General features: G+C 65.1%; 15 protein-coding genes. 5 read left to right on the forward strand and 10 right to left on the reverse strand.

Annotated features, from left to right (window positions below; genetic code table 11):
- The first annotated feature begins 9 nt into the window (after nt 1–9).
- Nucleotides 10–1,479, forward strand: a complete 1,470-nt coding sequence (locus OXF11_17035) for an ethanolamine ammonia-lyase reactivating factor EutA (protein ID MCY4488802.1) — start codon at nt 10–12, stop codon at nt 1,477–1,479.
- Here OXF11_17035 and OXF11_17040 read toward each other — a convergent pair.
- Nucleotides 1,451–2,059 (reverse strand): SUMF1/EgtB/PvdO family nonheme iron enzyme, encoded by a 609-nt coding sequence (locus OXF11_17040; GenBank protein MCY4488803.1) that lies wholly within the window; start codon nt 2,057–2,059, stop codon nt 1,451–1,453. The two genes, OXF11_17035 and OXF11_17040, sit on opposite strands and share 29 nt — an antisense overlap.
- Nucleotides 2,060–2,226: 167 nt before the next feature.
- On the opposite strand from OXF11_17040, the gene OXF11_17045 reads away from it, so the two are divergent.
- The 3 genes from OXF11_17045 (at nt 2,227) to OXF11_17055 (ending at nt 5,315) form a co-directional block, all read left to right on the forward strand.
- Nucleotides 2,227–4,455 (forward strand): xanthine dehydrogenase family protein molybdopterin-binding subunit, encoded by a 2,229-nt coding sequence (locus OXF11_17045; protein MCY4488804.1) that lies wholly within the window; start codon nt 2,227–2,229, stop codon nt 4,453–4,455.
- Between the two features lie 262 nt (nt 4,456–4,717).
- On the forward strand, nt 4,718–5,002 hold the full coding sequence (locus OXF11_17050) for a type II toxin-antitoxin system RelE/ParE family toxin (protein ID MCY4488805.1): 285 nt from the start codon (nt 4,718–4,720) through the stop codon (nt 5,000–5,002).
- Nucleotides 4,998–5,315, forward strand: coding sequence for a HigA family addiction module antitoxin (locus OXF11_17055; protein ID MCY4488806.1), 318 nt, complete (start codon nt 4,998–5,000; stop codon nt 5,313–5,315). The genes OXF11_17050 and OXF11_17055 overlap by 5 nt, the downstream gene beginning before the upstream one ends.
- Before the next feature lie 5 nt (nt 5,316–5,320).
- Here OXF11_17055 and apaG read toward each other — a convergent pair whose 3' ends face one another.
- Entirely contained in the window at nt 5,321–5,710 is a 390-nt protein-coding gene (apaG, locus tag OXF11_17060; GenBank protein ID MCY4488807.1) for a Co2+/Mg2+ efflux protein ApaG, read from the reverse strand.
- Nucleotides 5,711–5,728: 18 nt separating this feature from the next.
- Nucleotides 5,729–6,979 (reverse strand): M20/M25/M40 family metallo-hydrolase, encoded by a 1,251-nt coding sequence (locus tag OXF11_17065; protein MCY4488808.1) that lies wholly within the window; start codon nt 6,977–6,979, stop codon nt 5,729–5,731.
- A 184-nt stretch (nt 6,980–7,163) separates the two neighbouring features.
- Here OXF11_17065 and OXF11_17070 point away from each other — a divergent pair, with 184 nt between their 5' ends.
- Nucleotides 7,164–8,141, forward strand: coding sequence for a hypothetical protein (locus tag OXF11_17070; protein MCY4488809.1), 978 nt, complete (start codon nt 7,164–7,166; stop codon nt 8,139–8,141).
- Between the two features lie 74 nt (nt 8,142–8,215).
- Here OXF11_17070 and OXF11_17075 read toward each other — a convergent pair whose 3' ends face one another.
- The 7 genes from OXF11_17075 to OXF11_17105 form a co-directional block, all read right to left on the reverse strand.
- Nucleotides 8,216–8,497, reverse strand: coding sequence for a type II toxin-antitoxin system Phd/YefM family antitoxin (locus OXF11_17075; GenBank protein ID MCY4488810.1), 282 nt, complete (start codon nt 8,495–8,497; stop codon nt 8,216–8,218).
- A gap of 68 nt (nt 8,498–8,565) precedes the next feature.
- Entirely contained in the window at nt 8,566–8,940 is a 375-nt protein-coding gene (locus OXF11_17080; GenBank protein ID MCY4488811.1) for an NfeD family protein, read from the reverse strand.
- A gap of 96 nt (nt 8,941–9,036) precedes the next feature.
- Nucleotides 9,037–10,017: an LLM class flavin-dependent oxidoreductase gene (locus OXF11_17085; GenBank protein ID MCY4488812.1), complete on the reverse strand. Its 981-nt coding sequence runs from the start codon at nt 10,015–10,017 to the stop codon at nt 9,037–9,039.
- Between the two features lie 129 nt (nt 10,018–10,146).
- Nucleotides 10,147–11,316 (reverse strand): amidohydrolase family protein, encoded by a 1,170-nt coding sequence (locus OXF11_17090; GenBank protein ID MCY4488813.1) that lies wholly within the window; start codon nt 11,314–11,316, stop codon nt 10,147–10,149.
- Nucleotides 11,317–11,387: 71 nt separating this feature from the next.
- Nucleotides 11,388–12,116 carry an amino acid ABC transporter ATP-binding protein gene (locus tag OXF11_17095; GenBank protein MCY4488814.1) on the reverse strand — a complete coding sequence of 243 codons (729 nt, stop codon included), beginning with the start codon at nt 12,114–12,116 and terminating at the stop codon, nt 11,388–11,390.
- A 67-nt stretch (nt 12,117–12,183) separates the two neighbouring features.
- Nucleotides 12,184–13,305, reverse strand: a complete 1,122-nt coding sequence (locus OXF11_17100; GenBank protein ID MCY4488815.1) for an amino acid ABC transporter permease — start codon at nt 13,303–13,305, stop codon at nt 12,184–12,186.
- On the reverse strand, nt 13,305–13,533 hold a 229-nt coding region (locus OXF11_17105; protein ID MCY4488816.1), incomplete at its 5' end, for an amino acid ABC transporter permease. The genes OXF11_17105 and OXF11_17100, both read right to left, overlap by 1 nt.

Here is a 13,533-nt window from a genome sequence, read left to right on the forward strand (position 1 = left end):
CCCGATGCCATCGTGGAGGACATCGAAGGGGTCGAGATGTTCTCGCTCACCAGCGTGGGCATCGACATCGGCTCCTCCACCTCGCACCTGGTCTTCTCCCATCTGACCCTCAGGCGGGAGGGGGCCGGGCTCTCGGCCCGGTTCAGGGTCACCGACCGGGAGGTGCTGTACCGTTCACCCATAATGCTGACGCCGTACAGCTCCGGCACGCTCATCGACACGGCCAAGGTGGAGGACTTCATACACGAGTCCTACCGCGTGGCCGGCTACACCCACGACGACATCGACACCGGCGCCGTGGTGATCACCGGGGAGGCCCTCAACAAGGAGAACTCCCGCCCTATCCTCGAGTACTTCGCCAAGGATTCCGGCAAGTTCATCTGCGCCTCCGCCGGACCCAACCACGAAGCGCTGCTGGCGGCCTACGGCTGCGGCGCGGTGGACCTGTCGAAATCGGCCGGCGCCACGGTGCTCAACATCGACATGGGCGGCGGCACCACCAAGCTGTCGGTCATTCGGGAAGGAACGGTGACGCAGACTGCGGCCATCAGCGTGGGCGCCCGTCTCATCGCCTTTGACGAAAACGACGTGGTGACGCGGGTGGAGCTCCCGGCCACGTTCATCACCAAGGAGCTGGGCACGCCGGTGGAGGTGGGTCAGACGATCACGGACGACGTCAAAAGGGCGTTCGCCGCCTACATGGGGACCTATCTCTTCAACGTCATCCAGGCGAAGCCGTTGTCCGATCTTGAGGCACACCTGTTGGTGACCGATCAGCTACCCGGCTACGAGGGCCTGAACAGCATCGACCACATCGTTTTCTCCGGCGGGGTCTCGGAACACATCTACGACCACGATACGCCGTCCTTCGGCGACGTCGGCCCCCATCTGGGTAAAGAGATCCGGGAGCGCATCGACGAGCTCAACCGGGCGGACCTGGTCAAGGAGCCCACGGAAGGTATCCGCGCCACCGTCATCGGCGCTGGCGAGTACACCATCCAGGCCAGCGGCAACACCAGCTACATCTCCAGCGAGACGCCGCTTCCGGTTTACGGCCTGCAGGTGGTGAAGGCGCTCATCGACGAGAATTCCGACATGCAGGGCACCATCCGGACGGCGCTGGCCAAGTTCGACCTGGAGAAATACAAGCCGGGTCTGGCCCTGGCCCTGGGCCTGCAGGGCGTGCCCAACTACAAGTTCATCCGGCGCGTGGCCGAGGGCATCGCCGCGGTCGTCAACGACGCGGAAGAGTCGCAAGACGAGGATCTGAACGTGTTTCTGATCCTGGACATGGACGTGGCCAAATCGCTCGGGGGCATCCTCAAGGAAGAGCTGAAGATCGCGCCCGAAATCATTGCGGTCGACGGCATTGACGTGGGTGACCTGGACTTCATCGACGTCGGCAGCGCCATGGGCGTCACCGAGGTCATCCCGGTCACCATCCGCTCATTCATGTTTCCGGAGAGCCGGCTGGTCTAACCCTAACGAAATCACTCAGAGGAACCACGGCCCGGCAGTACGCAATCGTTGCGCTGCCGGGCCGTTCTCGTTGGAGCGCCAACGGCGACGTGCCGCCCGCGCAACGGAACCCCTTCACCGCGTTGCGCCAATGGGGCCGGTAGCGGTGTGAGCAGTCGCATTCCCCCGAAGGTCCGCACAGGGCCTTGAAGGAATCGCCCTCCGTTCCCACCTCCGTGGAGGTCCACTCCCAGATGTCGGCCTGCTTCTTCAGGTTACCGCCGTTGCACGCCGCCTGCCATTCGGCAACGGTGGGCAGACGCTTTCCCCCCGCCCACTGGCAAAAGGCCACCGCATCGTTCCAGGTCACCAGCACCACGGGATCGGACGCCGATCCTTCGGGGTGCATGCCTTCCGTCCAATGCTCCGGCGCGGGGCGGCCGGTGGCATGGATGAATTGCCGGTACTGGCGGTTGGTCACCTCGGCCGGGTCGAGGACCTCGGACCGGCCTTCCCGCGCTCCCGTCACCGCCGCCAGAAGCAGCGTCAGGGCAAGCCACAAGAACCTTTTCGGAACGGATGCGGTGGTGCCGGAGTGCATGACTGTCCCTCCTTTCCCGGTCACCGTTCTCATATCTCGCGTCTCGCGGCAAGGCGTCCGCCGTCCAACGGAACCGGTACACATCAAACACCGCGTGTGGTAGGAAGATGCTTTGTTTTCAGGGTCCCGACCACCCATATCTTCAACAACCTTCCAGAGGTGAGCCAATGGCGGAAACGCACAGCGTGGGAGTTCCCACACCCCGGATCGACGGTGAATACAAGGTAAGCGGCAAGGCCAAGTACGCGGTGGACGTGACGTTCCCCGACATGCTCTGGGGCAAGATCCTGCGCAGCCCCATCTCCTACGGCCGCATCAAAAGCATCGACACCAGCAAGGCCATGCAGGTGCCCGGCGTGGTCGGCATCCTCACCGGCGAAGACGTTGCCGGACTGCGCATCGGCCGGCGTGTGGTGGACATGCCCATCGTGGCGGACGGCATCGTGCGCTTCATCGGCGAGAAGGTGGCGGCGGTGTCCGCCGAGACGGAAGACGCGGCCGAGGAGGCCGCCGCGCTCATCGAGGTCGAGTATGAGGAAATGGATCCCGTGCTGGATCCCGTCGAGGCCATGGAATCCTCGTCGCCGCTGCTTCACCCGGAGGTCCACACCTACAAGGGACTGCCCCAGAAGCTCGCCGGCCCCACCAACCGGGTGATCTACGTCAGTTGGGAGAAGGGCGAGATCGAGAAAGGGTTCGCCGAGGCGGACGTCATCGTCGAGAACACCTTCACCACGCCCAAGGTCCACCAGGCCTACATCGAGCCGCATTCCTGCGTGGCCAAGACCGACCCGGCCACGGGCGCGGCCGAGATCTGGGCGTGCAGCAAGGTACCCTACGGCATCCGCGGCCAGGTAGCCGCCGCGGTGCAGGTGGACCCCGAGTCTATCGTCGTGCATCCGTGCTACATCGGCGGCGACTTCGGCGGCAAGGGCGACTTCATGGACATCGCCCTGTGCTACTCGCTGTCGAAGAAGAGCGGCGGACGGCCGGTCAAGATCGTCATGGACTACGACGAGGAGTTCATCGCCGGCAACCCGCGCCACGCTTCCATCATCAAGGTCAAGACCGGCGCCAAGAAGGACGGCACCATCACCGCCCATCACATGGACTTCATCTTCGATACCGGCGCCTACTGCGCGTTCAAGCCCAACGGCATCTTGGGCGGACCGCAGAAGTCCCCCGGCCCCTACAACATGCCCAACACCTTCGTGGAAGAGCACATGGTGTACACCAACCAGGTGCCGTGCGGGCACATGCGCTCGCCGGGCGATCCGCAGGGATTCTTCGCCAACGAGAGCCAGCTCGACCTGCTGGCCGAGGCGCTGGGCATGAATCCGGCGGACCTGCGCAAGAAAAACCTGCTGGAGGGTGTCGCGGATTCGCCCGTGGGCGAGAAGGTCGACTACGTCGGCTCCAACGCGGTGTTCGACAAGGCCCTCGACGAGGTCAAGTACTACGAGCCCCGGCCCAAGAACGTCGGCAAGGGCATCGGCCTCGTGCAGTGGTCGGTGAACGGCGGCAAGGGGCTGGTGAAGTTCAGGCTCGACGATACCGGTACCCTGACGGTTTCGTCCGCCATGCTGGACCAGGGCGTCGGCACCTTCACGCTGCTGGAGCAGATGGCGGAGCAGGAGCTCAAGATTCCGGCCGAGAGCATCAAGTTCGAGCACTTCGACACCAGCGTCGGCATCCAGGACTCCGGCCTCGGCGGCAGCCGCGGCACCCGGGTGTACGGCAACGCCGGCTACGACGGCATCATGAAGACCCGTGAGGAGTTGCTGGACGCCGGCGCCAACGCGTTGGACGCTCCCAGGGAAGACCTCGACCTCGCCGACGGCGAGGTGGTGCACAAGAGCGCCGGCCGGGGCCTCAGTTATGCCGACGTGGTCAAGAAGAAGGGCTCGGCCATCGAGACCGAGGGGCTCTACGACGACACGTCCAAGGTGGCGGACGCCGCCATGTGCGCGCAGATCGCCGAGGTGGAGGTGGACCCCGAAACCGGCAACGTCGAGCTCAAGCGTCTGGTCACGAGCCACAGCACCGGCACCATCCTGAACCCGCTGATGCACCAGGGCCAGATCGAAGGCGCCAGCATGACCGGCATCGGCTACGGCCTGATGGAGCACCTCATGGTGGACGACGGCAAGGTCACCACCGCCAACTTCGGCGACTACAAGATCCCCACGGTCCGGGACGTCCCGGAACTGACCACGCTGGTGACCGAGCACAAGCGCGGCCCCGGCCCCTACAACAGCATGGCCATCGGCGAGACCGCCAACATCCCCACGGCCGGCGCCATCGCCAACGCCGTGGCCGACGCCGTCGGCGTCCGCATCACGTCGCTGCCGATTACGTCCGAGAAGGTATTCGAGGCATTGAACCGGAAGAGCTAGACCGGCTGGACCGGACAGCACGCCGACAAGGGGCGGAACGGATCCTCGCGGGAATGAGCCGCGAGGGGACGTTCCGCCCCTTTTTGTTTCGGGCGTTCCCCTGGTTGTCGTATTTGAGAATCCGCTACTTCAGCCGATTGTTGAATATGGCAATCAACCGTCGAGGGACCGCACGTGGGTCAGCCTGTCCGACCAGGAATTCCATGTGGCCGCGGCACAGTATTATGCTTGACGTAACGCATAAAGCCGGTTAGGATTTGAAATGATCGTCAGCTATGGCGACAAACGCACCAAGGCGTTTGCAGATGGTGCCCGGATCAGCGCTTTCTCGGGTTTCGAACGTGCCGCCAGGTTGAAACTTGACAGACTGGAAGCAGCTTACTCGCTCAAGGATGTCGCCGCATTGCCGGGCAACCATTTCGAAGCCCTCAAAGGCGACCGTAAGGGACAGTTCAGCATTCGTATCAACGAACAATGGCGGATTTGCTTTGAGTGGCCGCAGGGGTTCCCTGGACCGGCAGGTGTAGAGATCGTTGACTACCATTAGGAGAGACGGCATGGCCATCCCCGCAATTCATCCGGGCGAGCATCTGGCTGAAGAATTGAAGGAGGCCGGCATGAGCGCGGCTGCGATTGCGCGATTGCTTCAGGTGCCTACCAACCGCATTACCGAGATACTCAACGGGCGGCGCGCCGTCACGGGTGACACGGCCCTCCGGCTGGGGCACTTCTTCGGCACCAGCGCGGAGTTCTGGTTGAACTTGCAGAAGCTGTACGACTTGCGGGTGGCAGAGGAGAAAGCAGGCAAGGGAATTCGGGCGCTGCCGACGCTCAAGGATCGTCACGCTGTGGGTGAGTGAGCTGGCTAGTGCAGCGACTGCGGCTCGCCGAGCAAAAACTCGCCGATCTGGGCGTCGAAGCGGTCGCCGTCGGCGGTGACCATCTGGTAGGTGCCGTGCATGGTGCCGTAGGGGGTGGAGAGGGGGCAGCCGGAGGTGTACTCGAAGGACTGGCCTTCCTCCAGCACGGGGCTCTCGCCCACGACGCCCGGTCCCTTGACCTCCTCCACGTGGCCGGTGGCGTCGGTGATGATCCAGTGGCGGCTTACGAGCTGCACGGTCTCCGAGCCTTCGTTGCTGATCTCCACGGTGTAGAGATAGAACCAGCGGTTGTGCTCGGGAAACGAGCGGTTGGGGTCGTATTGGGTCGTGACATCGACCCGGACGCCGCGCGTGACGGCCGTTGAGCTACCCAAGGGAACCTCCCTGACGTGTTATTCCGTGGATTCGCCGCACACCGACAGGATGGTGAGCGCGTAGACCTTGGTGGCGGCCACCAGGTCGTCGATCTTCATGGCGCGGTTCTGGTGCGGGCTGATGGTTTCCTTCTGGCGCGGCGGCCCGTAGCACACGGCCGGAATCCCCATCTCGTTGAACATGTTCATGTCCCGCCACATGCTGATCTCCGCCGAGGGCGGCGCTGGAGGGTCGCCCCCCAGCACGTCGCGGTGGGCCTGGTCGAGGGAATCGATCAGCACGTCGGCGTTTCGCGCCACGTGGCCCCGGGAGTACTGGTAGACCGACACTTCGGAGTCGAAGTCCAGGGTCGCCATCACGCCCTCGATTTGCCGCTTGATTTCCTGCGGATCGGTCCTGGGGACGATGCGCACGTCGTAGTAGATGTCACAGTAGCCGGGTCCGCCGCGCACCTGCATGACCTGGGCCTTGGGGATCATGGTGCCGCCGGGGAACTCGAAGCGCGCCCTGTGTTCGTAGTCGATGGCCCATTGCTCCAGCGCCATCACCGCGTGGGCCATCTTGATGAAGGGATTGGGATGCGACCGCAGGGTCTCGCCCCGGTCCAGCCGCGGGGTGTAAAGCTCGCGCCCCTTGCAGCGGATCTTGAGCCACACCGCGCCACACTCCCCCATGATGACGCCGAATCCGGAGGTTTCCCCCACGAGGCAGTAGTCCGCGGTGATGCCCCGGTTGATCAGCCACCAGGCGCCGAAGCCCTCTCCCGGAGAGTTCACCCCCTGGGTGTCGTCCACCGACGGCTCGCCGGTCTCGAAGGCGACGCCGGTGACGTAGAGGTCGCCGCCGAGCACGACTCCGGCCTTCTTGAGCGCCCTGGCGGCGATCATGAAGGCGCAGAGCTGGGCCTTGTCGTTGATGAGCCCCTTGCCGAACATCAGCTCGCCGTCCACCCAGGCGCCTTCCATGCGCACGTTCGCTTCCGACGCGTCGGACGGAAGCTCGGGGCCGGTGTCCATGTGCGCGTTGAGGATGAGGCTCGACCCGCCGCCCGCGCCCGGGATCACGCCCACCGCGTTGACGCTCTCGTCGGTGATCCACTGGAGCCAGGCGTCGATGCCGGCCTCCTTGAGCCACGCGACCACGGCCTCGCCCAACGCCCGTTCCTGAGCGTGCGGGCTCGGCATGCCGCCTAGTTCCAGGCAAAGCCGGACCAAGTCCTCGCGGTCGCCGTCGATGATCTCCTTCAGGCGCTGTGCGGTGTCACTCATGGGCTCTATTCATACTTGAGGGCTTTTCCGACTTCAAGGAAGGCAGGGTATAGGGCGGTGTCCCGGCCGGTTCCCGGGGCATGATCTCCGGCCGGGGCCGAAACGAATACCCGCCGAGCCGTGCCGTGGTCGCCAGGTGCCGGCGTATCTGTTACACGGTCGGGAACATCGAGGGAGGATGGCCATGGCGCAACAACGACCGAATTCACGGATGAAACGGGTGAGGGCGATGCTGGAGATCGCGGCCGGCGTTTATCCCGAGCGCATGCTCGAGCTGGGCGTGGGGCTGGACATCAACATCCACTCCAGCAAGGAGGAGGACAACATCTTTCCGCCGCTCCGGTTCGGCGTCCACGGCGAGCTCATGGGCGGCATGAAGGCGCCCATCGAGGTGGGCAAGCGCCGGGTGGACGTGTCCCACGTGAACCCGTCGGTCATCGCCACCATGTGCTACCGCGGCAAGGGCTACTACAAGGAGGCGCTGCCCCTGCGCGCGCTGGCGTGCTTCCCCTCCTGGGACCGCATCGCCTTCGTCGTGTCCAGGGAACTCGGGCTGCGCTCGCTGCGCGAAGTGGTCGAGAACAAGATTCCCCTGAAGGTCTCCACCCGCGCCACGGGCATCGACAACACCACCGCCTACGCCATCACCACGATCATGTCGCTCTACGGGTTGACGTTCACCAAGATCAAGCGCTGGGGCGGCCAGGTCGACGAGTGCGCCCATCCATCCTCGCCCAAGCGCATCGAGTCGATCCGCGCCCGGACCGTGGACGCCGTGTTCGACGAGGGCCTGTCTACCAAGTGGCTGGAGGCCGCCCTGGAAAACGGCTACGAGGTCTTGCACCTCGACGAGGACGTCATCGCCGGCATGGAAGACCTGGGCTTCAAGCGCTCGGTGATCCCCAAGCGGCGCTTCCCCGGCATGCAGGAAGACGCGCGCACGGTGGACTTCAGCGGCTGGCCCGTCATCACCCACAAGTGGCTCAGCGACGACATGGCCTACTCCCTGTGCCAAGCCATCTACCGGCGTCGCCGCGACATCCCCGTGGACGCCCCCCGCCTCAACGTCCGGCAGGCCTGCCGGGATACCGACGCCGGCCCGCTGGGGATACCGTTGCATCCGGGGGCTCAGCGGTTTTATGAGGATATGGGGTTTCTGTAGGCGCGGGATTCAGTCTCTGGCAGGTTTGAAACCCGACGCTCAATACGACCGGGCGGATGGCGTGAGGTGAACGCTCACGAATCTTCATCCGTGAGCAACGCGTCGGCCTCCGCCAGCACCGTGTCCAGGTCGGGGCCCCGACCTGGAGCGATCTCCTTCTCGCCCTGAGCCAACAGTCTGAGCATCTGCCGCTCGGACTCCGCCTGCTGGTACGCTTCAGCACTCAGGAGAACCGCCGCCGCTCGTCCCCGCTGCGTGATGACGAACGGTTCACGCGACTCGCCGACGCGCTTCAAGACGGCTGCCGCGTCCTGGCGCAAAACGGTTACAGGTATGATGTGGGGCAACTTGGTCATGAGAACCCCTTCGGTTCGTTGGCGGTATGGTTAACCATACTGCCTACGCTTGATTGCACAACACCACGCTAGTCCCTGGCCACGGTCAACGTCATGCGCTGCCCTTGGACCACCCGGACCTCCGTGCCCGCGGCTATCGCGTCCGCTCCCGCCTCGGTGCGGGCACGCCACAACTCGCCGTTCACGTAAACGTACCCGGCAGGGTCCAAGGTGTCCCGTGCCACCCCGCGAAGTCCCACGAGTTGGGCGGCGCCGGCGGCTTCCAGTTGGTAGGCCTTGCGCAGGAACGGGTAGCAGACCACGTCTTTCAGCACCACCACGCCCATGATGGTGAGCACCGCCCACATGGGCAGGCCCAGCCAGGCGTGCAGGACGGTCACGAGCGCGGCGGCCAGGAGCCAGCCGGGAAGCTGGAAGAGGTAGTAGCGGGTGATGGTCCGCACCGGGGGCGTGTCTCGGTGGTCAGAGGGCCCGTCCGAACGGTCGGGCGGCGACGGTGTGAGTCGCGGCGATTCGACGGTCCGGACGGGTGTCTCGAACTACATGGCGCCGGCGAAGAGCCGTAGCGTCTCGCCGCGGTCGGCGTCGCCCACGTTGTAGGGGATGATGGCTACTTGGTTGATGGCGCTCTGCTTGAGTTCCTCGACCTTGGCTTGGCACTCCTCGGGGGTGCCGGCGACGGCGAACTTGTCCACCAGCCAGTCGGGGATCACGCGGGCCTGGGCGGCGAGCGGGTTCATGTGCTGGTAGTAGTTGTAGGCTTGGTGGATGTCGTCCAGGACCTTCTGCTCTTGTTCGTTCAGGGTGAAGGGCAGCGGGTGGGCGATGACCCGGGCCACGTGGGCCTTGACCGCGTCCTTGGCGCCGGGCTGCTCGGAGACCGCGCACGGGACCCACAGCACCAGGTCGATGTCGGAGAGCTTCCGGCCCGCCGACTCGGCGCCGGCGGCGATGCGTTCCACGGCTCTCTCGATGGCGCCGGCATCCACGCCGACCAGGATGATGACGCCGTCGGCGATGCGGCCGGAGAGCTCGAGCATCTTGGGGCCGCTGGCGGCCGCGTAGAACGGGATCTTCCGGTTCTGGGCGAAGTTGAGGTGTATCTTGCTGCCGCTCTCCAGCTCCGCTTCGCCGCCCTCGATGACGGCCCGCATCTGCGCCACCGCCGCCTCGAACTCCGCCAGCCGCGCCTGCTTGCGGCCCATGGTCTCCAGCGAGCTGTCGCCCAGGCCGATGCCGACGGCGAACCGTCCCGGCGCGAGCTCGTCCAGGGTGGCGTAGCCGCTGGCCAGCACCGAGGGGTGGCGGGTCACGGGGTTGGTGACGCCGGTGCCGATGATCACCTTCGAGGTGTTGAGCGCCACCGCGGCCATGTTCACGAACGCCTCGCGCCAGATGAGATGCGAGTCGCCGACCCAGATGTGGCTGTAGCCCAGGTCCTCCGCCTGTTTGCTGAGATGGATGATGCGCGACATGGATTCCGTGGGGAACATGCCCACGCCGTACTGTAGTGAGCTCACCGAGAAACCTCCTTGGGCGATAGTTGCATCATGGCCTCCAACGCCCGCCTTTCTCCATGTTTACGATGGGTTATGTCCATTCATCCAAAGTACAAGATCCGGCCCTGCCAGCTAGTTGGCAGCCTCTTGCTACCCGCTTATGACCACGCCCCGCTCCGGCGGCGGCGTCTGCTGGCTCCGTCCGGCCACGGTCAGCTCGCCGTCGATCATCACCACCGAGATGCCCGGCAGGTCGCCCTTGGCGAAGGAGTCCAGCGCGTCTTGGGACACGGAGCCGGTGATGCGGTCCATGATCACCAGGTCGGCGGGCCTGCCCTCGGCGAGGATGCCCAGGTCGAGGCCGTGGGCGCGGCCGGTGTTGCCGGTGGCCATGGCCACGGCGTGCTCGGGGGCGATGCCGCCCAGGGAGGCGAGGAAGCAGATCTCGCGCAGGATGCCGCGGGGCACCACGCCGGTGCCGCCGGGCGTGTCGGTGCCCACCAGCACCCGGGCCTCGGCGCCGTGCTGGCGCACCGCGTCGGTCAGCACCATGCCCATGCGCAGGTTGCCGGAGGTGCAGATCTCCACGCAGTAGTCGGTCTCGGCGACGATGCGGCGCAGGTCCTCCTCGGGCATGGGAATGGGGCCGCCGGTGCTGTGGCCGATGACGTCGGGGTCGATGGCCTTGACGATGTCGACCCCGGCCACCTGGCTCACGCCGGAGCGCGACACTCCGCCGGAGTGGATCTTGATCTTGATGTCCCGCGCCCGTGACCACTTCACGTAGCGTTCCGCCTCTCCCGTGGGCAGCAGGGCGTAGTCGTAGAAGATGAACTTCACCAGGCGGATGCCCGCCTCGGCGATGGTGTCGAAGTCTTTCTCCTCAAGCCCGGGCACCAGCAGCAGGGTGCCGCCGTGCACGCGCACGCCGGTGGGGCGGTAGTTGTCCCAGCAGCGCTTGGCGACGATGGCCAGGGACACCGCGCACAGCGGGTCCGGCGGCAGCGGCAGACCCGGCACGTGCAACTCGCCGGCCGAGATGATGGAGGTGACGCCGCCGTGCATGTAGTGGGTGATCCACCCCATGGAGTTCTGCGCCGGCGTGAAGTTGCCGAAGGTGGGGTGCGAATGGGAGTCGATGAGCCCGGGGACCACCGTGGTGCCGTTGGCGTCGATGGTGCGGTCGGCAGCCCCGCCTAGGCCGTTGCCGATCTCCTGGATGGCGCCGTCGGCCACCAGGATCGAGTCGGCGTCCCGGAGGGGGTCCTCCAGCATCCCGGTCACCAGCGTTCCTATGTTCTTTATCAAGGTTGCAGACATGCGTTTCCGACCCCTCTGTCGCGGGAATTACAGATTCAGGACCGTAGCACAGAACCTCGTGAAGGTCAGGCTCAGTGCGACAGGATCTGGCTCAGGAACAGCTTGGTGCGGTCGTTCTGCGGGTTGTTGAAGAACGGCTCGGGGGCGTTCTTCTCGATGATCTCGCCGCCGTCCATGAAGATGACGCGGTCGGCGGCGCGGCGGGCGAATCCCATCTCGTGGGTCACCACCAGCATGGTCATGCCGGTCTCTGCCAGCTCGAGCATGGTGTCCAGCACTTCCTTGATCATCTCGGGGTCGAGGGCGGAGGTGGGCTCGTCGAAGAGCATGATCTTGGGCTGCATGCACAGTGAGCGCGCGATGGCCACGCGTTGCTGCTGGCCGCCGGAGAGCTGGCCCGGGTACTTGTCGGCCTGTTCGGGGATCTGCACGCGCTCCAGGTAGCGCTGGGCGATCTCTTCCGCCTCGCCCTTGGGCATCTTGCGCACCCACATGGGGCCGAGGGTGCAGTTCTCCAGCACGGTGAGGTGGGGGAAGAGGTTGAAGTGCTGGAACACCATGCCCACCTCGGAGCGGATCTGCTCGATGTTCTTGACGTCGCGGGTCAACTCGATGCCGTCCACCTCGATGGTCCCCTGTTGATGCACCTCCAACCGGTTGATGCACCGGATCAACGTGGACTTGCCGGAGCCCGACGGCCCGCAGATGACGATCCGTTCGCCGGCGGTCACCCGCAGGTCGATGTTCTTCAGCACGTGAAAGGCGCCGAACCACTTGTGCATGGCCCGAACCTCCACCATCACCCTGGAGGTGTCGGCGGCGGATCGGATGCGTTCCGTGTCTTCGATGGTAGCCATGAGAAAATTGCTAACGGTTGTCGACGCTCAGCCGTCCTTCGAGCCAGAGGGAGTATCGCGACATGGCGAAACAACTCAAGAAGAAGAAGAGCGCGATGAAGAGATACGTCTCGTTGGACAGCCCGTTCCACTTGGCGTCGGCGAGAATCGCCCGGGCCACGCCCAGCGGGTCCAACAGGCCGATGATTACTACCAGCGTGCTGTCTTTGTAAAGCCCGATGAAGACGTTGACCATGCCGGGGATGGCGATCTTGAGGGCCTGGGGCAGCGTGATCAGCCAGGTGGTCTTCCAGTACGACAGCCCGAGGGAGTCCGCGGCCTCGTACTGGCCGCGGGAAAGGGCTTGCAATCCGCCGCGCACGGCTTCGGCGAGGTAGGCCGCGGCGAACAGCGTGACCATGATGAGCACCCGGATGAGGAGGTCGAAGTTGGTCCCCGGGGGCAGGAAGTAGTTGAGCATGGTGGAGGCGATGAACAGCAGCGTGATCAGCGGCACCCCGCGCACGACTTCGATGAAGGTGACGCACAGCACACGGATCGCCAGCAGCCGCGACTGCCTGCCGAGGGCCAGCAGGATGCCCAGGGGAAGGGACGCCACGATGCCGGTGACGCCCAGGATCATGGTGAGCAGGAACCCGCCGTAGGCATCGGTGTCCACCACGGGCAGGCCCAGGCCGCCGTAGATCAACCAGGCCCCCACCGCGGGATAGGCCAGCGAGAACCAAAGCAGTCGGCTGCGATAGGGCGTGCGATCGAACAGCACCGGCGCCAGCGCGGGGAAGAGCAGGACGAAGGTGAGCACCGGACGCCAGCGCTGGTCGGCGGGATAAAAGCCGTAGACGAACTGGTCCAGCCGGGTGGCGATGACCGCCCAGCAGGCGCCGTCACCCTGTGTGCGGCAATCGACGCGGGAGCCGGCATCCCACACCGCCTCCAGCACGAACCAGTCGATGGCGGCGGTGACGAACTCGTAGATCAGCCACGCGGAAACGAGTGTCAGCGCCGTGTTGAACACCGACGAGAACAGGTTCGCGCGCAACCAGCCGATGACGCCGGCGGTGCCCGGCGGCGGCGGCAGGTCCGGGTGCTGTCCGGGCGGATAGGTCGGGGTTGCGGCGGCGGGAACGGACATCAGCGCTCCACCAACCGGACGCGCCGGTTGTACCAGTTCATGAACATGGAAATATTCAGGGAAATAGCCAGGTAAACCAGCAAGACCAGCATCATGCACTCGATCTCCCGCCCTGTCTGATTCAGCGTGATCCCCCCCAGGGTCCCCACCAGGTCCACGTAGCCGATGGCGATGGCCAGGGACGAGTTCTTGGTGAGGTCAAGGTACTGGGAGGTGAGCGGCGGGACG

The sequence above is a fragment of the Deltaproteobacteria bacterium genome (assembly GCA_026712905.1).
Classification (GTDB): domain Bacteria; phylum Desulfobacterota; class Binatia; order UBA9968; family JAJDTQ01; genus JAJDTQ01.

Bases quoted from the DNA above. Each gene is read 5' to 3' on its own strand.
- OXF11_17040 (MCY4488803.1), bottom strand. From the start codon at position 2,059: ATGCACTCCGGCACCACCGCATCCGTTCCGAAAAGGTTCTTGTGGCTT.
- OXF11_17045 (MCY4488804.1), top strand. From the start codon at position 2,227: ATGGCGGAAACGCACAGCGTGGGAGTTCCCACACCCCGGATCGACGGT.
- OXF11_17050 (MCY4488805.1), top strand. From the start codon at position 4,718: ATGATCGTCAGCTATGGCGACAAACGCACCAAGGCGTTTGCAGATGGT.
- OXF11_17065 (MCY4488808.1), bottom strand. From the start codon at position 6,979: ATGAGTGACACCGCACAGCGCCTGAAGGAGATCATCGACGGCGACCGC.
- OXF11_17070 (MCY4488809.1), top strand. From the start codon at position 7,164: ATGGCGCAACAACGACCGAATTCACGGATGAAACGGGTGAGGGCGATG.
- OXF11_17075 (MCY4488810.1), bottom strand. From the start codon at position 8,497: ATGACCAAGTTGCCCCACATCATACCTGTAACCGTTTTGCGCCAGGAC.
- OXF11_17090 (MCY4488813.1), bottom strand. From the start codon at position 11,316: ATGTCTGCAACCTTGATAAAGAACATAGGAACGCTGGTGACCGGGATG.
- OXF11_17095 (MCY4488814.1), bottom strand. From the start codon at position 12,116: ATGGTGGAGGTTCGGGCCATGCACAAGTGGTTCGGCGCCTTTCACGTG.
- OXF11_17100 (MCY4488815.1), bottom strand. From the start codon at position 13,305: ATGTCCGTTCCCGCCGCCGCAACCCCGACCTATCCGCCCGGACAGCAC.